We start from the raw sequence: 21,409 nt of genomic DNA on the forward strand, positions 1-21,409 counted from the left end.
TTTAGCATAATTTTCGATTCTTTCGACTTATTAAGATATGACCAATCAGAAATATTAATAATGATAAAGAATTTGCTTTAAAAGTCTTATTATTTCTTAAATTAATCATCTTTATTGTTTAAAAATTTAGCATTAAATGAAAAAAATAAGGTTAATTTTTTTCATAAGATCACTAAATCAAACTGTTTTTATTCTAACTGTCTGATAATTAATTAATAAATAGAGAAAGGAAATAATATGCGGATAGTTTTAGCGATTTTGTTGGTGTTTTGTTTAACTGCATGTCATGTTCGTACGGCTGATCAGGCTTATAACGAAGGGCAATATGTGGAAAGTATCAGTTTATTAACCGCTAACATAGGTGAAAAAGGTGCGGCAAAATTTAATGAGGAAAGTGCCGAAAAGTTACGAGTTTTGGTCAGTAATGTGATGAAACATTACGAGACAATCATTAATAGTAGTGCTAGAACTGATTATCAAGCACGTATTGATAGTTATGAATCGCTTCGAAAAATCAATTTAATGTTAGTTAATCGTTTTTATAGTCAAACTGTCGCTTTTTTTAATGATAAATATGCAGCGAGTAAATTAGATCAACTTATCGCTAAAGAATATTACGATTATGGTAACTCGATAAAGGGTACGGATAGTGAAAGTTACAAAGTAAAAGCTAACTTATATTTAAAAGGTTCAGAACGGTATAAATATAAAGATATTTTTACTTTATATAAAAATGCTAAAAAGCAACATCTGGATATTGAAGCAAAGCACCATTACGATTTAGGTAAAACATTTTCGCAACAAGGTAATTATCAGGAAGCTTCCTTGGCATACCTTAAAGCTTGGGAGGTTTATAAGCCAATAGGCGAATATAAAGATAGCTATAAACTCTATGAGGCTAATAAAAGAAAGCACGTCACTGCACTAGCAAAGGAGTATTACGAAAAAGCTGCGTTACTTGAAAAAATAGCTTATAAACGCGAAACTTATCGTGAAGCGGCTAAATATTATGAGGCAGCCAATTCAGCATATGCACAGTTCGGTTCATACCGTGATGCCAGCGCTAGAGCGAGTCGATGTAGATTACAGGGACGCGTTAATGTGTATGTTAAAGATACCGACTATCTTAGTTGGGTAAAACAAGTTTTTAACGTTGATTATATATACTTTGTTAATCATAGCTCACAAGCTAATGTCATCATAGATATTAGTGCCAAATCTGACTATATTCATATGAAACCGTATGAAACAAATGAAGTTAAAACAGAAAAATATGTAGAAAGGATGAGCGAGAAAACCGATGATAATGGTAATAAAATCAAAGTTCCAATTTATAAAGAACAAAAATTCAACTTAAAGACTATCACTAATTCGAAAAAATACATTTTTACTACTGATATCGAAATAACCGGTGATATCAATAATTCTAAACGATTGATAAGCGAAGCAATTTCTTCTAAAACGGATTATATCTATTCGGGCGATGTTCCAAGTAAATTTCATAACTCACATGAAGGCGAGTGGAAATCCAAATCAACGTTAAAACTTGAAGCACATTATTCGCAAGGTGAAGATATCAGAAACTATTTAAAACAATTTATTGATAGGATGAGTGCTTTATAATAATTGTTTGTCATGACTCCAAAATATAATCCCACAAAGTTGATAATGTGGGATTTTTTATTTTAATCGCCTCTTAACATAACTTAACATTGACTATGGATTAATTGATACCTTTTAATTTATTTAATGTAATCACGTGATTATCTAATATTGGGAAAGAGGGATATTGGGCTACTTAATTATGATGAATTTAAGTCTCATAATTAAGTTAAATTATCATTGTTATTGCTTAATTCAATAACAATCTTATTTAAAATATAAGTAACCTATATCCTATGATTATTAATATGATTTTCATTTTAATTTATTCTTGCCAATTATTCTGAATCAGCTTGAATAAACCTTAAAAATTTGGTAGTTTACTGCTAATTATTTTATCATTTAACACAAATAAAGAAGGTAATTTTTATGACAATCAAAGTAGGTATTAATGGATTTGGCCGTATTGGTCGTATTGTTTTCCGTGCTGCACAAAAACGCTCTGATATTGAAATCGTTGCTATCAATGATTTATTAGACGTTGAGTATATGGCGTACATGCTTAAATATGATTCAACTCACGGTCGTTTTGACGGTACTGTTGAAGTTAAAGATGGCAAATTAATCGTTAACGGCAAAACAATTCGCGTTACAGCTGAAAGAGATCCTGCAAACTTAAAATGGAACGAAGTGGGTGTTGATGTTGTTGCTGAAGCAACAGGTTTATTCTTAGATGACGCAACTGCTCGTAAACACATCCAAGCGGGTGCTAAAAAAGTTGTTTTAACTGGTCCTTCTAAAGATAGCACGCCTATGTTTGTTATGGGTGTTAATGATAAAGATTATGCTGGTCAAGATATCGTATCTAATGCGTCATGTACCACTAACTGTTTAGCGCCTTTAGCTAAAGTAATCAATGATAACTTTGGTATCGTTGAAGGCTTAATGACAACTGTTCATGCAACTACAGCTACTCAAAAAACGGTAGATGGCCCATCTCACAAAGATTGGCGTGGTGGTCGTGGTGCAGCACAAAACATCATCCCTTCATCAACAGGTGCTGCTAAAGCAGTAGGTAAAGTTATTCCTGAGTTGAATGGTAAATTAACTGGTATGGCTTTCCGTGTACCAACTCCAGATGTTTCTGTTGTTGACTTAACTGCTCGTTTAGCAAAACCTGCTAAATATGAAGATATCTGTAAAGTAATCAAAGCGGCTTCAGAAGGTCCAATGAAAGGCGTTCTTGGTTACACTGAAGATGATGTTGTTTCAACTGATTTCTTAGGTGAAGTTTGCACTTCTGTATTTGATGCAAAAGCGGGTATCCAAATCAGCGATACGTTCGTTAAATTAGTTTCTTGGTATGACAACGAAGTTGGTTATTCAAATAAAGTTTTAGATTTAATTGCTGTTGTATCTAAAAAATAATAACTAATTTTTAGTTACCATAAAAGTGACCATTTGGTCACTTTTTTTATGCTCAAATTTTATTATTATTACAAAAATAAAAACGCTCATTTAAAAAATGAGCGTTTTCACTAATATTTACTACGATATTAATTAGATAACGACAACTTCTGATGCCGCAGGTCCGCGAGGGCTATCTTGAATAGCAAATTCCACTTGTTGACCTTCAGCTAGGGTTTTAAAACCTTCACCCGAAATTGCTGAAAAGTGAACAAATACGTCTTTGCTCCCATCGGTTGGTGTGATAAATCCAAAACCTTTACTCTCGTTAAACCATTTTACTTGGCCTGTTTTCTTATTCATTTACTAGATATCCTAACAATAATTAATATTTTGCCTTTAAGGCACGTATAGACTTTTACACAATATTCATTAATCAACAAATAAAACTAAAATAATGAGTCAAAAACTACATCATAATTGTTAAACGTTTTCATAAAAAAATAGTGCGTCATAAGTCTGTTACTATTACCGCATAATTTATATTCGAAAGCAAGAAATTAATGACAATTTTTTCATCTTAGGATGAAGTTTTATATAAAATTTTTATATGGAATGATCTATTTTGATAAATAGCAAATTATAAGTGATTTTTAAATTTAAATTTATTTCGAAAGTAAAGATTATTTAAGCTAATTAAGTGTTGTAAGAAATTTATTTAAATATTAGTTCTAACGATTACTTTTCTAATCCTTTGTATCATACAAGTGTGTCATTTATGATTTAAACGTTTACATTAGCTTTTAAAAAAGGTTGACAAGTTAAAAAGGAATTTGATTAAACCAATTTAAAAAATAATTATTGATAGTTTAAATTAAATAAATAACATGTTTGCACTAAAAAAACTGCTCTTAATCACTCGCATTAAGATTAGATAGTTACTGATAATTACGAAAATGACATCTTTGAATATCTGCTGGAAAATATATGTAAAAATTATTAATGAAAAAATTTCTGATTCCGAATAAAAAAGCCATATGTAAGTAACTATGGCTTCTATTTGATTAATGTAAATAAGAGTTATTGCTATTATTTATTTTTAGCTCTTTCAAAAGACTCAAGAATTTCTTTGCGAGCTGCATCGGCATTATCCCAACCGTCTACTTTCACCCATTTACCTTTTTCTAAAGCTTTGTATTGTTCGAAAAAGTGCTTAATTTGAGATTTAAGTAGTTCAGGAAGATCATCTACATCTTTAATATGATCATACTCTTTTGATAATTTAGTATGTGGTACGGCAACCAGTTTAGCATCTTGACCCGCTTCATCCGTCATTTTTAATACGCCAACAGGACGACAACGGATTACAGAACCCGGCTGTAATGGATATGGTGTAGGGACCAACACATCTACAGGATCGCCATCAAGCGATAAAGTATGATTAATATAACCATAATTACATGGATAAAACATTGCTGTTGCCATAAAACGGTCAACAAATACCGCACCAGTATCTTTATCTACTTCATATTTAATTGGATCTGCATTAGCTGGAATTTCAATTACTACATAAATATCGTCCGGTAACTCTTTACCTGCTGGTACGTTTAAAAGTCCCATTTTTATATCCTCTATCTTGGTTAAAAAATATTGTTTAATGATAAGAAATAAGCGCACATTATAAAGATTATTCTGTTTCACTCAATTCTTTTAAATATTGAAAAATCTGTTTGGCTGTTTTTGGTGGTTTATTGGATTGTTGCTCTTTTTTGGCTAAACGAGCAAACGTACGTAATTGTTGTCTATCAGCCGTTGGAAATAACGCCATAATTTTTTCTGCATCGCCTGTTTCGATCAGTTCATCACGTAGCTTTTCAAGTTTATGGAATAAAGCAACTTGCTGATTATGACGATTTTTAAGTTTATCTAACGCTTGAGTAATTGGTTCAATATCACGATTACGAAGCAATTTACCAATATATTGTATTTGTCTTCGATATCCCTCTTTTTTAATTTTCTGAGCCAGCTCAATAGCATAAAGTAAATCTTCATCAAGTGGGATTTTAGTCAGTTCGTTCTTACTTAAACTAACTAATTCAATGCCCATTTTCTTTAGCACTTCTGCATCACGTTTGATTTCACTTTTACTCACATAAATAATTTCTTCATCAATAGGGGTTTCAAAATCATTATCGATGAGTAAATCTTTTTGCTTATTCATATAGGATTTCTTATGTTAATAGTTAACTAAAATTCAATTCTGGCTTATTATAACGTATCATTAGCAGAATTGTAGAAAATAATAAAATGAGTATTGAACAGATTAAAAAAGATGCTATAAAGCAAAAAGAAAATTTATCCAATATTGTTGCTCAGGCCATTGAACAAGCTAAACAAAAAGTTGATTCAGTGGAAGTGTCAATAAATCAATCAACCGGTATTAGTGTAAGTACTCGATTAGGAGAACCAGAAAATGTTGAGTTTAATAGTGATGGCGCTTTAGCTATCACTGTTTTTCAAGATCAACGAAAAGGTAGTGCCTCAACAAATGACCTATCACCACAGGCTATTTCACAAACAATAGATAAAGCAATCAATATTATGCAATACACTTCACCCGATCCTTATTCTGGATTAGGTGATGTTGATCAGATGGCTTTTAATCCACCTGACCTAGATCTATTTTACCCAAGCGATTTAAACGTTGATAATGCCATTGAGCAAGCTAAACAAGCAGAGCAAACAGCATTAACTTATCCGAAAATAAAAAGTAGTGATGGGGGATATTTTAGTAGCCGTTATGGCGTGTTCGTTTATGGAAATAGTTTAGGAATGCTACAAGGTTATTGTGCAAGTTCGCATTCACTATCATGTACTGTAATTGCGGAACAAGAAGGACAGATGGAACGTAATTATGCATATACCTCATCACGTGATATTAATGAATTAAAATCTTCTGCTTGGGTAGGGCGACAAGCTGCTGAGAAAACTATTGCCCATTTAGGGGCAAAACAAATCGCTACAATGCAAGTACCTGTACTATTCAGCGCTGACGTTTCCGTGGGGTTAATAAGACATTTAGTTGGAGCGATTAGTGGGGGTGCAATTTATCGTAAATCTTCATTTTTGCTTGATAGTATTGGTAAACAAGTATTTCCATCTTGGATGACAATTTTTGAAAATCCCCATATTTTGAAAGGTGTTGGTTCTTCACCTTTTGACAGTGAAGGAACAAAAACAGTTAAGCGTAATATTATTGAACAAGGTATTTTGCAAACCTATTTACTCAGTCATTATTCTGCTCGAAAACTGGGTTTAGTTTCAACAGGACATGCTGGTGGAATCCATAATTGGCTAGTCTCGCCAAGTCAACCGGATGCTAGTTTTGATGAGATGTTGAAAAAATTAGATAAAGGTATTGTGGTTACTTCATTAATGGGACAGGGTGTTAATGGCGTGACTGGTGATTATTCTCGAGGTGCCAGTGGCTTTTGGGTCGAGAATGGTCAGATTCAATATCCAATTAATGAAATAACTATTGCCAGTAACCTAAAAGATATGTATAAAAATATTGTAGCAATAGGTAATGATGTTGAAACACGCAGTAATATTCATAGCGGTTCAATATTAATTGATAACATGAGTATAGCAGGAAAATAGGAAATAAAATGGGGAAGTTAGTCAGCAGTACGTTTTTCCAAAAGATTATATTATGGATGCCTGGACTGGCAAGTTTCTTAACTTATAAACGAGAATACTTCAGTTTTGATTTAAAAGCTGGATTATCGGTAGCGGCAGTTTCATTACCCGTTTCAATCGCTTATGCAGAGTTAACAGGCGTGGGCGCTATTGCTGGACTATATTCAACCATTTTACCTCTTATTGTGTATGCACTTTTTGGATCATCTAAGCAGCTTATAGTTGGACCCGATACTGCAACTTGTGCTGTGGTTGCCGCGGTTGTCTTTCCTTTAGCTGCTAATGACCCGATTTTACGCTGGCAATTAGTGGTTCTGCTGACCATCATGATTGGAGTTTGGTGCATTATTGCTGGAAAATTTCATTTAGGTGCATTAGCTGATCTGCTAAGTCAACCGATATTGATCGGTTTATTAAATGGTATTTCAATTACAATTATTGTTGATCAATTAGCTAAAACGTTAGGTTTCCGTTACGATTATTCCTATCTCATTGAACGTGTTGCTTATTTTCCACTTAAACTTTTACAAACGCATTTAGGAACAGCATTTGTTTCATTTATTGCTTTATTAATATTAATTGTATTGAAAAAATACAAACCACGTTATCCTGCTCCGCTCTTTGCAGTGATAATCATGACTTTTTTTTCATGGCTTTTTAATTTTCAATATTTTGGTATTCAAATCATAGGTAATGTCACTGGAGATTATATCCCAATTGAAGCTTGGGTTGATTTTGATAAAGGATTAATGCGAAATCTAGTTGTTCCTTCGCTAAATATTGCCATTATCTGCTTTGTAAGTATGATGATTACAGTAAGAAGTTTTGCCACTAAAAATAATTATGAGACCAATGCTGATGTAGAGTTTAAAGCATTAGGTATGGCAAATATTGCGGCTGGTCTATCACAAGGTTTTGTGGTAAGTGGTACTTCATCTCGTACAGCCGTAAATGATGCAAATGGTGGAAAAACGCAACTGGTATCAATCATAGCTGCGACATTAATAGGATTTGTCGTACTATTTTTGTTATCGCCATTACAATATATACCAACTTGTGTTTTAGGTGTAATATTGATTTACTCAACTCTTTCATTAGTGAATTTTCAAATCATAATTCGCTTTTTCAAATTTGATCGAGATGCATTTTATTTAAGTTTATCAACATTCATTGCGGTTTTGCTTATTGGAATTATTCCGGGTATGGCTTTAGCTGTTTTATTGGGGTTGTTCTTATTTTTACGTCGTGTTTTTAGACCTAATGATCAATTATTAGGTATCGATGATACAGGGAGAATTCACTCATTAGGACAAGATGTAAAACCAATAAGTAATACGATCATCTATCGATTTAATTCGCCTCTAACTTATTTTAATATTGCTTATTTTAAACGTAGAATTATCAGTTTTATTGATGAAGCAGAAGAACCAATTAATTATGTTATCGTTGATGCGATTCCCTGTTTTACTTATAAAGATGTAAGTGTCTTATCTGGAATTAGTGAGTTAGTTAATTCTTTAAAAGTTCGCAATGCCGTGCTCATATTATCTGGAAGACGAAAAACAATCAAAAATTGGTTTAAACAGATGAACATTAAACCAGATTATGACTATATTGAATTTACCTATGATCTCTATTTCGCTGTTAAATTAGTGCAAAGTAGAGGACATATGGAAAATAAAGATAACGAAGATAATGATGATTAACTAATTACCTTTATTTTGTTCAATGAATGTTTTAAAAGGCAAATAAACATGATGAATCAGAGCAAAAGTCAAATATTGATCGAAATGATTAGTACGGGTGATGAAGTTTTATATGGTCAAATTCTTGACACCAATGGTGCATGGTTATCTGAATTTCTATTTCAGGAAGGTATACCCATAATTACTAGACATACTGTTGGCGATAATTTAAACCAACTCATAAAAACATTTCAAACACATAGTCTGGTCAATGATATTATTATTGTTAATGGTGGACTCGGGCCTACTCGAGATGATTTAACCGCACGAGCAGCTGCTTTAGCTAATCATGAAATATTGGAATTAAATCAAGAATGGTTAAATCAAATTGAACGTTATTTTGCAAATCGAGGCAAGATTATGCCATCAAGCAATATAAAACAAGCCATGTTGCCTAAAAGTTCAAAAATTATTAATAATCCTATAGGAACTGCTTGTGGGTTTCAGATGAAAATCAATGATTGTTTGCTTTTTTTTACTCCAGGAGTGCCTGCTGAATTCAAAGAAATGATTCAAACCTCGATTTTACCAGAAATTAAACGTTACTATCCTCGAATTGAAAGACAACTTTGTTATCAATTGACTACTATGGGGCGTTCTGAAAGTGAACTAGCCACTGAAATAGAAACAAAACTTATGACATCAGATGATATTAATATTGGTTATCGTGCTGCAATGCCATATGTTGAATTGAAATTATCTGGGCCAGAGAAAAAAAAGGATGAGCTTGATAAATTATGGCGAGAAATTAAAATTATTGTCAGCGATAATTTGCTTTTTGAAGGTCGGTTTGCTCAGCAAAGTGGTTTTGGTCTAGCAAGAGTGGTTTCGGAACTGTTGCATGAAAAGAATTTAACTGTTGCCGTCATTGAACAGCAATCCGCAGGCGTTATTGGTCACCTATTATTTGAATCAGATGCCCCCATCGTAAAATCTGAAGTTTCTCCATTACTCATTGATGACCTTAAAAGCATCTTTTTACAAATTTTGACTAAAAATAGAGCAGACATAGCCTTAGGGATTGTAAATTTTAAGGAAAAAAATAGTCAGTTTACGCTAATAATTGCTACAACTAATCAAATATTACCCATAAATTTAAAATACACTGGTCGAAAACAAACAAGAAAAATTGAACAACAAACCCTTGCTGCAATTGCTTTAGATGCCTTGCGTCGTTATCTGTTAAACAAAACATTAATTGGACCAAATACCTGGTTAGAGATAATCGATTGATCTTTAATAGAGATACACATGCGTTTCAACTTGATTTCTTTGGTTTTGGCTATCTTAATAATAGTAAGACATTATTATAGACAATTCACCTCAAAATTAAGTAGAATAGCGGATCTTCCAAATTACGCAAACTAGTAAATACATTAGAGGTAAAAATGGCTCGAGTAACTGTTCAAGATGCAGTAGAAAAAATTGGTAATCGCTTTGATCTCGTTTTAGTTGCCGCAAGACGCGCTCGACAATTACAAGTCGAAAATAAGTCGCCACTAATTCCAGAAGAAAACGACAAAGAAACCGTCGTTGCTTTACGTGAAATTGAAGATGGTCTAGTTAATAAACAGATTCTTGATACTGCTGATTTTCAAGCTCGTCAAGAAGAAGAGGCAGAAGTGCGTTCAACACTTCATGAATCGATCCTTCTCGAAAATACGCCGTCATACGAATAAGCGCTACTGGAATTGCCTATGCAATATTTTGATAGCTTAAAAGAGGTTGTAGCATCTTATCTTCCACCTAAACAAGTTGAAATAATACAAGATGCCTATCTTTTTGCTAAAAAAGCACATGAAGGGCAATTTCGATCAAGTGGTGAACCTTATATTACCCATCCTGTTGCTGTCGCCTCAATTTTGGCGGATATGCGACTTGATTATGAAACCATTATTGCTGCGCTATTGCATGACACTATCGAAGATACTCCGGTAACATTTCAAGATATTACTAATCATTTTGGTAAACATGTTGCTGTTTTAGTGGAAGGTGTATCTAAACTTGATAAATTAAAATTTCGTAATCGGCAAGAAGCGCAAGCTGAAAATTTTCGGAAAATGGTGCTCGCCATGACCGAAGATGTGCGAGTGATTTTAATCAAACTCGCTGATCGCACACACAATATGCGAACCCTCGCAGCATTAAGACCTGAAAAACGACGTCGAATCGCCAAAGAAACACTAGAAATCTATGCACCTCTCGCTCATCGTTTAGGTATCCACCACATTAAAACTGAACTCGAAATTTTAGGTTTTACGGCAATGCATCCTAATCGAGCTAAAGTGATTGAAAATGTGATTAGAGCTGCTCGAGGTACTCGAAAAGAGTTAATTCAACAGATTTTGTCTGAGATTCGTAATCGTTTATTAGAGGCAAATATTGATGCTGAAGTCGAAGGGTTAGAAAAAAATATTTACGTGATTTATCAAAAAATGCAAATGCGTGAGCAGCATTTTCATTCTATCATGGATATTTATATTTTTCGGATTGTTGTTAAAGATGTTGATGCCTGCTATCGTGCACTTGGTCTTGTACATAATCTTTATAAACCACGTCTTAATCGCTTCAAAGACTATATTGCAATCCCCAAAGCTAATGGTTATCAGTCATTACACTCTTCGTTAATTGGGCCTCATGGTACACCTGTTGAAGTTCAGATACGTACTGAAGATATGGATCAAATGGCCGAAATGGGAGTGGCTGCACATTGGGTTTACAATGCTAATGATGAATTGAACAATACAACGGCACAAATTAAAGCCCAGCGTTGGATGCAAAGCTTATTAGAGTTGCAACAAAGTGTGGGCAACTCATTTGAATTCATCGAAAATGTGAAATCTGACCTTTTTCCAAAAGAAATTTATGTTTTTACGCCTAAAGGCAGGATAGTTCAATTACCAGAAGGATCAACTGCGGTTGACCTTGCCTATGCAGTCCATTCGGACATTGGCTATCAATGTATTGGTGCGATTGTCGATCGTAAACCTTATCCTCTTTCTCAGCCACTTAGCAATGGTCAGACTGTCGAAATCATAACCTCTCCTGAAGGGCGTCCAAATGCAAATTGGCTTAATTTTGTCGTGAGTGCTAAAGCAAGATCTCGTATTAGGCAAGCCCTTAAATTGTTAAAACGTGATGATGCGATTGAATTAGGTCGTCGATTGTTAAATCTTTCATTAATTAAAACTGGTGGTATCAGTTCACTGACGACTAAACAAATCGCTAAGATTGTTGAAATAACACAATTGCCTTCTTTTGATGATGTATTAGCCGAGATAGGTCTTGGTAATATAATGAGTCATTTTATTGTCAAAGGTTTAGAACACAAAGAATTGTTTCAAAATAACAGTGACACAAATAAAACATTAGTGATAACAGGCAGTGAAGGAGTATTAGTCACATTTTCTAAATGTTGTCACCCAATTCCCGATGATCCGATTGTCGGCCAAGTCAGCCCAGAAAAAGGATTAATTGTTCATCACGAATCATGTCGAAATGTAACTGGTTACCAAAATAATCCTGAAAAATATATCTTATTAAAATGGGCTACCGATATCACTCAGCAATTTGTTGCAGAAATATGGGTCGATATTTCAAACAACCAAGGTGCACTTGGGCATATCCTTTCAATCATTAATGATGAAAAAGCACATTTGCAATGGCTGAATACTGAAGAGAAAGATCGACAAATTTATACTGTCATTTTGCAAGTTGAAGTGAAAAATCGTCAGCAACTTAATGAGTTAATGCGTAAAATTTCACTACAGCAAGATGTCGTTAGTGTCACTCGTAACATTAATAAGCGATGATGACAAGTCGATTCCTAAGTCAGGTTCCGATAATAAAATTAAGCGGAATTGGCAGTAACCTCGAAAAAAAATTTAATACGCTAGGTATCTATACTGTTCAAGATCTTTTATTACACTTTCCTTTACGTTACGAAGATCGCTCTTCTTCTTGTCCTATTGGCGAGGTTTCTATTGGTGAACACACCACTATTGAAGGAAGAATCATCAAGTGTGAAGTGGTGGTTAGACGTCGACAAATGCTAATTTGTCATATTCAAGATGATACAGGCATAGCAATACTAAGATTTATGCATTTCAATGCAGGCATTAAAGCAAGCTTAGCGATTGGTAGTTGGGTTAGTGCTTATGGTGAAATAAAAAAGGGAAAAATGTATCCCGAAATTATTCATCCTCAATATAAATTGTTTACAAATCCAGAAAGCAAATCGAATAAACTAGGTGATGAACAAGAAAAATATACCCCAATATATCCAACCACCTATGGGTTAACTCAAAATGTCATTCGTAAATTAATGGCTTCTGCATTATTACTACTAAAACGTAATCCTCCCAAAGAAATTCTGCCTGAGCCATTAGTAAATCATTTTTTACCAGCATTGGAATCATTAAATATCATTCACAATCCTCCAATTGGTACCAATATCACTCAATTATCTACAGGTGAACATCCTGCTATCAAACGGTTTATTTTTGAAGAGTTACTTGCTTATCATCTGAGTATGCTTATGCTAAAAGTTGATAACCAAAAACAGCAAGCGCGTATTTTTCGCCCAACTCAACAATTTTTAGCGCCTTTTTTAGCCTCGTTACCCTTTAAACCCACTAACGCACAACAACGTGTTGTATATGATATCTATCTCGATATGGCAAAACCTGTCCCGATGATGCGATTAATTCAAGGGGATGTTGGATCTGGAAAAACGTTGGTCGCGGCTTTAGCGGCATTAAATGCGATTGAAAATGGCGCTCAGGTTGTCTTAATGGCACCAACCGAGATATTAGCTGAGCAACACTATAATAACTTTAAACAATGGTTTGATCCTTTGGGTATTACCATTGATTGGTTATCAGGGCGTTTGACTGCTAAAAATAAAAGATTGCGTTACGAACAAGTAAAAAGTGGAGATATTAGATTGTTAATTGGCACACATGCCGTATTTGTTGATAAAGTTGAATTTGCTTCTTTAGGACTGGTGATTATCGATGAACAGCATCGCTTTGGTGTGAATCAAAGATTGAGTTTGTGGGAAAAGGGGATCAAAGATAACGACTATCCTCATCAGCTAATTATGACAGCCACTCCGATTCCACGAACATTAGCCATGACGGTATATGCTGATTTAGATGTGTCTATCATTGATGAGTTACCACCGGGTCGCACACCTGTCACAACTGTCGTTATTCCAAATTCTCGGCGTGATGAAATTATTGAACGCGTTAATCAAGCTTGCTTGGAAAATCGTCAAGTTTATTGGGTTTGTACATTAGTTGAAGAGTCGGAAACATTAGATGCTCAAGCTGCTGAAATACTGGTTGAAGAGCTAAGAGAAAAAATGCCACATTTAACGATTGGGCTGGTTCATGGCAAAATGAAGTCGGACGAAAAACAATCGGTAATGCAGAATTTTAAAGATGGTATCATCCAATTGCTAGTCGCAACGACGGTAATTGAAGTAGGTGTCGATGTGCCAAATGCAAGCTTGATGATTATTGAAAATGCGGAAAGATTAGGATTGGCGCAATTGCACCAATTACGTGGTCGTGTAGGACGAGGAACGGCTGTATCTCATTGTGTATTAATGTATCAAGCACCATTAAGCAAAGTTGCACAAGCAAGAATGAAAGTCATGCGTGACAGTAATGATGGTTTTGTGATTGCGCAAAAAGATTTAGAAATACGAGGTAGTGGGGAGATTTTGGGCACGCGTCAAATGGGGATAGCTAACTTTAAAGTTGTTGATTTAATCCGTGATCAGCATTTGATAAATCAAGTTCAAAAAGCCTCTTATTTTTTACAGCAACAGCATCCCGAAAGTGTTAAAGAGTTGATAAATTGCTGGCTTCCGGATAGACAAAAATATATCAATGCCTAGTATTTTCATTTTCTTATTAGTTTATTCATAAAAACAGAAAAATAATTTCAGTGAAATGATTCCACGTTTATTCTTAGCAGAGGATATAAAAAGTGGACATTGAATCGTATTCGCTGCCCACTAAAATTATTGATTTTAATTTCGAAACAAATTATAAGAAAGAACGATAAGGTAATTCAGGCTCATCGGTAAAGATGTCTCTAAATCCACGATAATGCTGATAATGCATTTTCTTTTTATCTGTTGGATACGTGTATTTACCGCCAACTTGCCAGAAGAATGGTGTAAATTGATATTCCAAACGATCTTTTTTCATTTGCCAAAGTACTTCAATTTCACGAGGATCACTTTGGAAATTCGCCCAAATATCATGATGAAAAGGGATCACAACTTCTGTTTTCAGCGATTCCGCAGCACGCAAAATATCTGAAGACGTCATTTTATCGGTCACGCCACGCGGATTTTCACCATAAGAAAGTAACGCAACATCGATTTTGTAATCATTACCATGTTTGGCATAATAGTTAGAGTAATGAGAATCACCTGAGTGATAGAGCGAGCCACCTGAGGTTTCAAACAGATAGTTAACGGCTCTGTCATCCATGCCATCTAAAATTGCTTTATCAGTTGAGGATACCCCTTTTGGTAGTGTCACTAACGATGTTCTGTCAAACGAGTCAAGTACTCGAATGGTAATATCGCCGACTTTAATGGTTTCGCCTACTTTGGCAACAATGCAACGATCTTCAGGTACACCCCAACTTTTCCATAATTCGACACAAGCTTTAGGGCCAATAAATTTCACTTTTGGTGAACAGTTTTGAATAACCGCAGCCGCCACATTGACATCAATATGATCGGCATGATCATGGGTTGCCATTACCGCATCAATCTCTTTAATGGCAAAAGGATCTAATACAAAAGGACTGGTTCTTAAATTAGGTTGTAATTCGCGTACTCCCCCCATACGCATCATTTGATGTTGTTTGTTCATCAAGGGATTCGCGTGTGTTTTTTTACCGGTTCCACACCAAAAATCGACTGAGATATTGGTATTACCGGCTGATTTTAACCAAATGCCAGTACAAGCAAGCCACCACATGGTAAACGTATTGGGTTTAACCTCTGTTGCTTCAATCTCTTCATTTAGCCAAGTACCCCATTCAGGAAAGGTATTTAATATCCACGATTCTCGGGTAATTTCGTTCACTTTACTCATACTTTGTTCCTTTTACATTTCAATAATTAAACTAAAATAACTTCAACGCCTTGCTCCTTAATGCTTTCAATGACTTCCTTGTTTGCTTGTTTACCGGTAATTAAAATATCGATTTTATTTACAGGACAAAAAAGCATGCCAGAGTTGGCTTTGGTTTCAATTTTTGAACTATCGACAACCACAACTAATTTTTCAATTTTTTCAAGTATCTGTTGTTCAGCCACGGCACCTAATATTTCATTTTTATATAGCCCATTAGGTGTTAACGTCTTGCCACTGGTGAACATCCACTTGCCAGCATAAGAATCAGTAATGTTCGCAATAGGGTTAAGAATAATATTTTGTGTTTTGTTATATAACCCTCCCATAATGATGACATTTTCGTGATCATGTTCAATCAAGTAACAAGCTAATGGAAAATAGTTAGTAATGATTGAAACGTTTTTACCACAGAGTTCTCGACCCAATAAAAATGCTGTTGAACCACAGTTAATAACTACATTCTCATCAGTTCCACACAACTTTGCTGCACGAATCGCAATACGAGCCTTTTCATGATAATGATCGGTATTATTGTTACCGATTGGTGCCCATATAGGTTTTTTCTCTTCAATTCGCATTATGCCGTTACGCACTTTTTTTACTCTTCCTTCCTGATCAAGCTTAGTGATATCACGACGAGCTGTAGCGGGTGAGATAGAAAAATATGAAACTAACTCAGTCACTTTTATCATTCCTTTGTCGTTAACCATTGCCACTATTTCGTTATGTCGCGATATTTCGTTCATTATTACCTCTTTATTGAATTTATATGATTAATTATGATTAAAAATGATAATAATTTTCATTAATAATTTTGTCAAATATTTATAATCAATCGTAACTCATTGTTGATTCAATATATTGATAATAATAATTATATTTTTAAATTTTACCGCTGTTTTTTCCCAAAAATGTGATGATAATCACAGATGTTGGTGTGATAGATTTAGAAAAGTGATCTTTATCAAAATAATCATAAATAATCATTGAATGGTTAATTATGATTGTAGAATATAACAAGTGTTATTTGAGTAGTAATACGAAATAACAAAGAGTTAAGAAGTTTTAGTTATCTATTTACAAAATAAAAATTTAAGAAAATTCAAAAACGAAGTTAGTTCTCCACAGTCAAGCGTTAGATGTTTAAAGATGTCGATAAACCAATGAGAGGAACATATGGAAGTAATCTACAACATATTTTATATTTTTTATAGCCAAGTTATGACAAAAGCGCCTTTGTTGCTTGGCTTAGTGACAATGTTAGGTTATTGCCTTTTACGTAAAGACATAACAACCGTTTTAAAAGGCACCATTAAAACCATTGTTGGTTTTATGTTATTACAAGTCGGTTCAGGAGTGTTAGTTTCAACTTTTAAACCCGTCATTGCAAAACTATCAGAATATCATGGTATTAAAGGATCGATTATTGATACGTATGCCTCGATGGTGGCCGTCGAAAAGGGTATGGGCGATCAATATTCTTGGGTTGGCTATGCAGTACTATTGGCACTTGCTATCAATATTGCACTTGTGCTGTTTCGCCGTTTAACCGGTATCAGAACGATCATGCTGACAGGTCATATTATGTTTCAGCAAGTCGGTCTCATTGCACTATTTTACTTTTTATTTGGTTATAGCATGTGGGAAACCATTATCTATTCCGCCATTATTACTGCACTCTATTGGGGGATATTCTCAAATATGATGTTTAAACCAACCGAAGCGGTAACAGGTGGGGCTGGTTTTTCCATTGGTCATCAACAGCAACTCGGTTCATGGATAGCAGTAAAATTAGCGCCAAAACTGGGTGATAAAAAGGATTCGGTTGATAATCTTAAATTACCTAAATGGCTACATATTTTTCATGATAGTATCGCTGCCACAACCATTGTCATGACATTCTTTTTTGGCATCATCCTTCTTTCATTTGGTTTAGATAATCTTCAAACAATGGCAGGTTCAACCCATTGGACAATCTATATTTTCGAAACAGGGCTTAAATTTGCCGTTGCGATACAAGTTATTGTGGGCGGTGTACGAATGTTTGTTGCTGAATTATCCGAAGCATTTAAAGGCATTTCTGAAAAATTAATTCCCAATGCTGTGCTTGCTATTGATTGTGCAGCCATTTATGCATTTTCACCCAATGCCATGGTTTTTGGTTTTATTTGGGGTGCATTAGGGCAATTCTTAGCGATCGCATTATTGCTTATCTTCAAATCCCCAATAATGATTATTCCAGGATTTATTCCTATGTTCTTCTCAAATGCGACAATCGGCGTATTTGCCAACCATTTTGGTGGTTGGAAAGCGGTAATGAAAATCTGTTTTGCGATGGGGATAATCGAAGTCCTAGGCTCTGCTTGGGTGATCAATATTTTTGCGCAAAATGGTACGCCTATTGACTCATGGATGGGTATGGCGGATTGGTCAATTTTATTCCCACCAATCTTACAAGGATTATCATTCTCCCATTTGTTTATCTATTTAATTATTGCGTTAGCATTGGTGTATATGTTCTTTGCCGCTAAAACACTACGAGCAGAAGAAGCACAACAAAAAAATCAACCTATCGAAAACGATATACATCAGGATGTAAATGAAGCAGTAGTTGAAAAAATGGATGAAGTTGCAATAAGTGAAGGCCAACCAATTCGTATTTTGGCGGTATGCGGTAGTGGTCAAGGGTCATCAATGATGATGAAAATGAAAATTGCTAATTTTCTGGATAAGAAGGGGATCCCCAATATCATGGATTCTTGTGCGGTTACCGACTACAAATCCCGTTTACCGAATGTTGATATTATCGTGGCATCGAAGCATCTGATACATGAAATTGAAGTGAATGAAGGTCAACACGCACTCGGTGTACAAAATATGCTTAATCCACACACGTTTGGCGATGAGCTTATCGAACTTATCAATCAAGTTAATACGAATAAATAGAATATGAAAAAGGAGCGCAATATGGCTTTCAAAGAATCTTTAATCGAAAATAATTCAATTTTACTCAAAGCAAAAGCAGCAAATTGGGAAGATGCAGTCAAGCTTGGTACCGATATGTTAGTAGCATCAAAAGCAATTGAACCATCTTATCACGATGCCATTATCCGTTGTGTAAAATCCATGGGACCTTACATTATCATTGCGCCTAATCTGGCTATGCCGCATGCCAGACCTGAAGATGGTGTTAATCGTACCGCTTTTGCCTTGGTAACCTTACAAAATCCTGTCTATTTTGATGGAGAAGATGAACCGGTTGACGTGCTTGTCACCTTAGCTGGGAGTACGTCTGATCAACATATGGAAGGATTAATGGAAGTCACACAAATTTTAGATGATGAAAATAGCGAAACAGGTGTTGATCTCGATAAATTAAGACGTTGTAACAGTAAAGAAGATGTCTATGCAGTCATTGATCGGGCTTTAAATGGAGGCTAGTTTATGTATCAAGCTTTAAAAGAAAGGGTTTTACACGCTAATTTACTGTTACCTAAATATAATCTGGTTACTTTTACTTGGGGCAACGTATCAGAAATTGATCGAACAAAAGGCGTTATTGCCATAAAGCCTTCAGGTGTTGAGTACGGTGCGATGACTGTAGATGACATTGTTGTGCTTTCATTAACAGGGGAAATTGTAGAAGGCAAACTCAATCCGTCCAGTGATACAGCCACACATCTTGAACTCTATAAAGCATTTGAAAATATTGGTGGCATTGTCCATACCCACTCGCGGTATGCCACTATCTGGGCTCAAGCAGAATTAGACATCCCAGCCTTAGGTACAACGCATGCCGATTACTTTTATGGTGATGTACCTTGTACTCGTCGGTTAACCGATATTGAAATTGCTACCGATTATGAGAAAAATACAGGACTTGTCATTATTGAGGAGTTCAAGCGTCGAGGCGTGGATCCAAAAGCCATGCCTGGCGCTGTGATTTCTGGACATGCTCCATTTTGTTGGGGAAAAAATGCTATCGATGCCGTACATAATGCTGTGGTACTGGAAGAAGTCGCTATGATGGCAATTGCAACTCGTCAGCTCAATCAAACCATTAAAATACAACAAACCTTATCTGATAAGCACTATTTTCGCAAACATGGCGCAAACGCTTATTACGGTCAAAAATAAAATGAACAAGGAAATAAAAATGACAGCACCTAAATTACAAATCGCCTTAGATCAAACTGAATTAAAACCAGCATTAGATGTTGCTAAAAATGTGTCAGGATTTGTCGACATTATTGAAGTCGGCACTATTCTTGCATTTGGGGCAGGCATGGAAAGTGTAAAAACATTACGACAACTTTATCCCGATCATATTTTAGTCTGTGATTTAAAAACTACCGATGGCGGAGCAATATTAGCAAAAATGGCTTTTTCTGCTGGCGCTAATTGGTTAACCGTATCGGCAGCTGCGCACATAGCCACGGTTGAAGCATGTAAGAAAGTCGCCGATGAGTTTAAAGGCGAAATCCAAATCGAATTGTATGGGCATTGGACATTAGAAGATGCAAAAGCTTGGCGTAAATTGGGGATAAAACAGGCAATTTATCACCGTTCTCGAGATGCGGAATTAGCTGGCGTAGGTTGGGGTGAGGAGGATTTGGTTAAAATGCGTCAGCTTTCAGATTTAGGACTAGAACTTTCAATCACAGGCGGAATTGTACCGGAAGATATCCACTTGTTTGCTGGCATTAAAACCAAAGCCTTCATTGCTGGTCGAGCTCTTGCCAATGAAAATGGTAAAAAAACGGCTCAAGCATTAAGAGAGCAAATAGCAAAATATTGGTAAGTGATAGATTGCAGTCGTTACGGCGACTGCATTTTTAAAATAATAAAGATATGAGCAGGTTTTAACTATGTCAACATTTGCAATCGATCCCACTCTACAGACCAATCATATTGGTATTTATGAAAAGGCATTGCCTAATGAACTTTCATGGCAACAAAAATTGCAGGAAGCAAAATCATTAGGATTTAATTTTATTGAGATATCAATAGATGAATCAGATGAGCGTCGAGCAAGGCTCGATTGGTCTGATGACGAAATCTATGCACTAAAACGATTATGTGAGCAAAATCAAATACCACTACATTCAATGTGTTTAAGTGCACATCGTAAATATCCGTTTGGCTCAGCAGATGAAACAGTCCGCAACCAAGCTAAAGACATCATGAATAAAGCGCTTTGTTTGGCTTATAAGCTTGGAATACGAGTGATTCAGTTAGCAGGGTATGATGTCTATTATGAACCAGCCAATAACAAGACTCACCAACGTTTTATTGAAGGTATGCAATGGTCAGCTAAACAAGCGGAAAAAGTTGGGATAATGTTGGCAGTTGAAATTATGGATACTAATTACCTAAATTCACTCAGTAAATTTGAAATTTTAAAACGGGATGTGAATTCCCCTTACTTCATGGCTTATCCTGATGTTGGAAATATCACGGGTTGGAACTACGATACATGTACTGAGCTATTGTTAAGTCGTGATCATATCGTCCAAATTCATCTGAAAGACACCTTAAAAGTGAAAAAGAATTATTCAGGACAATTTAGAGATCTTGTCATTGGTGAAGGTGAGGTTGATTTTCTTTCCATACTTAAAACACTTAAAATGATGAACTATTCAGCACCGTTAGTCATTGAGATGTGGGCAAAAGATGATAAATGGAAAGAAAATATTATCACAGCTCAAAAAAGATTAAAGGCAATTGGCGAACAGGCAGGATTTCCTATATTTAATTCAATATAAAATCAAACATGATTTGATTGTAAAT

General features: G+C 35.1%; 18 protein-coding genes. 13 read left to right on the plus strand and 5 right to left on the minus strand.

The window, feature by feature from the left end; all coding sequences use genetic code 11:
• Window positions 1-237 precede the first annotated feature (237 nt).
• On the plus strand, window positions 238-1,623 hold the full coding sequence (locus ACKJXD_RS04045) for a hypothetical protein (protein ID WP_430875611.1): 1,386 nt from the start codon (window positions 238-240) through the stop codon (window positions 1,621-1,623).
• A gap of 408 nt (window positions 1,624-2,031) precedes the next feature.
• The gene (gapA, locus tag ACKJXD_RS04050) at window positions 2,032-3,030 is read left to right on the plus strand and encodes a glyceraldehyde-3-phosphate dehydrogenase (RefSeq protein WP_065559241.1); all 999 of its coding nucleotides are present in this window, start codon (window positions 2,032-2,034) and stop codon (window positions 3,028-3,030) included.
• A gap of 132 nt (window positions 3,031-3,162) precedes the next feature.
• Here gapA and cspE read toward each other — a convergent pair whose 3' ends face one another.
• From cspE to yjgA, 3 genes are all read right to left on the minus strand, one after another.
• Window positions 3,163-3,372, minus strand: a complete 210-nt coding sequence (gene cspE, locus ACKJXD_RS04055) for a transcription antiterminator/RNA stability regulator CspE (protein WP_065559242.1) — start codon at window positions 3,370-3,372, stop codon at window positions 3,163-3,165.
• 726 nt (window positions 3,373-4,098) lie between these two features.
• Entirely contained in the window at window positions 4,099-4,629 is a 531-nt protein-coding gene (gene ppa, locus ACKJXD_RS04060; protein ID WP_220216791.1) for an inorganic diphosphatase, read from the minus strand.
• Between the two features lie 67 nt (window positions 4,630-4,696).
• On the minus strand, window positions 4,697-5,230 hold the full coding sequence (yjgA, locus tag ACKJXD_RS04065; RefSeq protein WP_220216792.1) for a ribosome biogenesis factor YjgA: 534 nt from the start codon (window positions 5,228-5,230) through the stop codon (window positions 4,697-4,699).
• Window positions 5,231-5,316: 86 nt separating this feature from the next.
• Here yjgA and pmbA point away from each other — a divergent pair, with 86 nt between their 5' ends.
• The 6 genes from pmbA to recG all read left to right on the plus strand — a co-directional run bounded on the left by pmbA (window position 5,317) and on the right by recG (window position 14,358).
• Window positions 5,317-6,669, plus strand: coding sequence for a metalloprotease PmbA (gene pmbA / locus ACKJXD_RS04070; RefSeq protein ID WP_430875612.1), 1,353 nt, complete (start codon window positions 5,317-5,319; stop codon window positions 6,667-6,669).
• Between the two features lie 8 nt (window positions 6,670-6,677).
• The gene (locus ACKJXD_RS04075; protein WP_294827179.1) at window positions 6,678-8,414 is read left to right on the plus strand and encodes a SulP family inorganic anion transporter; all 1,737 of its coding nucleotides are present in this window, start codon (window positions 6,678-6,680) and stop codon (window positions 8,412-8,414) included.
• A 48-nt stretch (window positions 8,415-8,462) separates the two neighbouring features.
• Window positions 8,463-9,686, plus strand: a complete 1,224-nt coding sequence (locus ACKJXD_RS04080; RefSeq protein ID WP_430875613.1) for a CinA family nicotinamide mononucleotide deamidase-related protein — start codon at window positions 8,463-8,465, stop codon at window positions 9,684-9,686.
• A 155-nt stretch (window positions 9,687-9,841) separates the two neighbouring features.
• Entirely contained in the window at window positions 9,842-10,132 is a 291-nt protein-coding gene (rpoZ, locus tag ACKJXD_RS04085; RefSeq protein WP_220216796.1) for a DNA-directed RNA polymerase subunit omega, read from the plus strand.
• An 18-nt stretch (window positions 10,133-10,150) separates the two neighbouring features.
• On the plus strand, window positions 10,151-12,265 hold the full coding sequence (spoT, locus tag ACKJXD_RS04090; RefSeq protein ID WP_220216797.1) for a bifunctional GTP diphosphokinase/guanosine-3',5'-bis pyrophosphate 3'-pyrophosphohydrolase: 2,115 nt from the start codon (window positions 10,151-10,153) through the stop codon (window positions 12,263-12,265).
• The gene (recG, locus tag ACKJXD_RS04095; RefSeq protein WP_430875614.1) at window positions 12,265-14,358 is read left to right on the plus strand and encodes an ATP-dependent DNA helicase RecG; all 2,094 of its coding nucleotides are present in this window, start codon (window positions 12,265-12,267) and stop codon (window positions 14,356-14,358) included. The genes spoT and recG overlap by 1 nt, the downstream gene beginning before the upstream one ends.
• Window positions 14,359-14,509: 151 nt before the next feature.
• Here the strand turns inward: recG and ulaG are convergent, their stop codons facing one another.
• The gene (ulaG, locus tag ACKJXD_RS04100; RefSeq protein ID WP_430875615.1) at window positions 14,510-15,577 is read right to left on the minus strand and encodes an L-ascorbate 6-phosphate lactonase; all 1,068 of its coding nucleotides are present in this window, start codon (window positions 15,575-15,577) and stop codon (window positions 14,510-14,512) included.
• Window positions 15,578-15,603: 26 nt separating this feature from the next.
• Window positions 15,604-16,365 (minus strand): HTH-type transcriptional regulator UlaR, encoded by a 762-nt coding sequence (ulaR, locus tag ACKJXD_RS04105; RefSeq protein ID WP_220216799.1) that lies wholly within the window; start codon window positions 16,363-16,365, stop codon window positions 15,604-15,606.
• Window positions 16,366-16,795: 430 nt separating this feature from the next.
• On the opposite strand from ulaR, the gene ACKJXD_RS04110 reads away from it, so the two are divergent.
• The 5 genes from ACKJXD_RS04110 to ACKJXD_RS04130 all read left to right on the plus strand — a co-directional run bounded on the left by ACKJXD_RS04110 (window position 16,796) and on the right by ACKJXD_RS04130 (window position 21,384).
• The gene (locus ACKJXD_RS04110; protein WP_430875616.1) at window positions 16,796-18,565 is read left to right on the plus strand and encodes a PTS ascorbate-specific subunit IIBC; all 1,770 of its coding nucleotides are present in this window, start codon (window positions 16,796-16,798) and stop codon (window positions 18,563-18,565) included.
• 21 nt (window positions 18,566-18,586) lie between these two features.
• Window positions 18,587-19,060: a PTS sugar transporter subunit IIA gene (locus ACKJXD_RS04115; protein WP_220216801.1), complete on the plus strand. Its 474-nt coding sequence runs from the start codon at window positions 18,587-18,589 to the stop codon at window positions 19,058-19,060.
• A gap of 3 nt (window positions 19,061-19,063) precedes the next feature.
• The gene (locus ACKJXD_RS04120; RefSeq protein ID WP_430875617.1) at window positions 19,064-19,756 is read left to right on the plus strand and encodes an L-ribulose-5-phosphate 4-epimerase; all 693 of its coding nucleotides are present in this window, start codon (window positions 19,064-19,066) and stop codon (window positions 19,754-19,756) included.
• 19 nt (window positions 19,757-19,775) lie between these two features.
• Window positions 19,776-20,420, plus strand: a complete 645-nt coding sequence (locus ACKJXD_RS04125; RefSeq protein ID WP_267361259.1) for a 3-keto-L-gulonate-6-phosphate decarboxylase UlaD — start codon at window positions 19,776-19,778, stop codon at window positions 20,418-20,420.
• A gap of 67 nt (window positions 20,421-20,487) precedes the next feature.
• Window positions 20,488-21,384 carry an L-ribulose-5-phosphate 3-epimerase gene (locus tag ACKJXD_RS04130; RefSeq protein ID WP_430875618.1) on the plus strand — a complete coding sequence of 299 codons (897 nt, stop codon included), beginning with the start codon at window positions 20,488-20,490 and terminating at the stop codon, window positions 21,382-21,384.
• Window positions 21,385-21,409: the final 25 nt, after the last annotated feature.

Source organism: Gilliamella sp. G0441 (genome assembly GCF_050589305.1).
In the GTDB taxonomy this organism is placed as follows: domain Bacteria; phylum Pseudomonadota; class Gammaproteobacteria; order Enterobacterales; family Orbaceae; genus Gilliamella.

Excerpts from the sequence above, each read along its gene's own strand:
- ACKJXD_RS04045 (WP_430875611.1), top strand. The coding sequence starts at position 238 with ATGCGGATAGTTTTAGCGATTTTGTTGGTGTTTTGTTTAACTGCATGT.
- gapA (WP_065559241.1), top strand. The coding sequence starts at position 2,032 with ATGACAATCAAAGTAGGTATTAATGGATTTGGCCGTATTGGTCGTATT.
- cspE (WP_065559242.1), bottom strand. The coding sequence starts at position 3,372 with ATGAATAAGAAAACAGGCCAAGTAAAATGGTTTAACGAGAGTAAAGGT.
- ppa (WP_220216791.1), bottom strand. The coding sequence starts at position 4,629 with ATGGGACTTTTAAACGTACCAGCAGGTAAAGAGTTACCGGACGATATT.
- yjgA (WP_220216792.1), bottom strand. The coding sequence starts at position 5,230 with ATGAATAAGCAAAAAGATTTACTCATCGATAATGATTTTGAAACCCCT.
- pmbA (WP_430875612.1), top strand. The coding sequence starts at position 5,317 with ATGAGTATTGAACAGATTAAAAAAGATGCTATAAAGCAAAAAGAAAAT.
- ACKJXD_RS04075 (WP_294827179.1), top strand. The coding sequence starts at position 6,678 with ATGGGGAAGTTAGTCAGCAGTACGTTTTTCCAAAAGATTATATTATGG.
- ACKJXD_RS04080 (WP_430875613.1), top strand. The coding sequence starts at position 8,463 with ATGATGAATCAGAGCAAAAGTCAAATATTGATCGAAATGATTAGTACG.
- rpoZ (WP_220216796.1), top strand. The coding sequence starts at position 9,842 with ATGGCTCGAGTAACTGTTCAAGATGCAGTAGAAAAAATTGGTAATCGC.
- spoT (WP_220216797.1), top strand. The coding sequence starts at position 10,151 with ATGCAATATTTTGATAGCTTAAAAGAGGTTGTAGCATCTTATCTTCCA.
- recG (WP_430875614.1), top strand. The coding sequence starts at position 12,265 with ATGACAAGTCGATTCCTAAGTCAGGTTCCGATAATAAAATTAAGCGGA.
- ulaG (WP_430875615.1), bottom strand. The coding sequence starts at position 15,577 with ATGAGTAAAGTGAACGAAATTACCCGAGAATCGTGGATATTAAATACC.
- ulaR (WP_220216799.1), bottom strand. The coding sequence starts at position 16,365 with ATGAACGAAATATCGCGACATAACGAAATAGTGGCAATGGTTAACGAC.
- ACKJXD_RS04110 (WP_430875616.1), top strand. The coding sequence starts at position 16,796 with ATGGAAGTAATCTACAACATATTTTATATTTTTTATAGCCAAGTTATG.
- ACKJXD_RS04115 (WP_220216801.1), top strand. The coding sequence starts at position 18,587 with ATGGCTTTCAAAGAATCTTTAATCGAAAATAATTCAATTTTACTCAAA.
- ACKJXD_RS04120 (WP_430875617.1), top strand. The coding sequence starts at position 19,064 with ATGTATCAAGCTTTAAAAGAAAGGGTTTTACACGCTAATTTACTGTTA.
- ACKJXD_RS04125 (WP_267361259.1), top strand. The coding sequence starts at position 19,776 with ATGACAGCACCTAAATTACAAATCGCCTTAGATCAAACTGAATTAAAA.
- ACKJXD_RS04130 (WP_430875618.1), top strand. The coding sequence starts at position 20,488 with ATGTCAACATTTGCAATCGATCCCACTCTACAGACCAATCATATTGGT.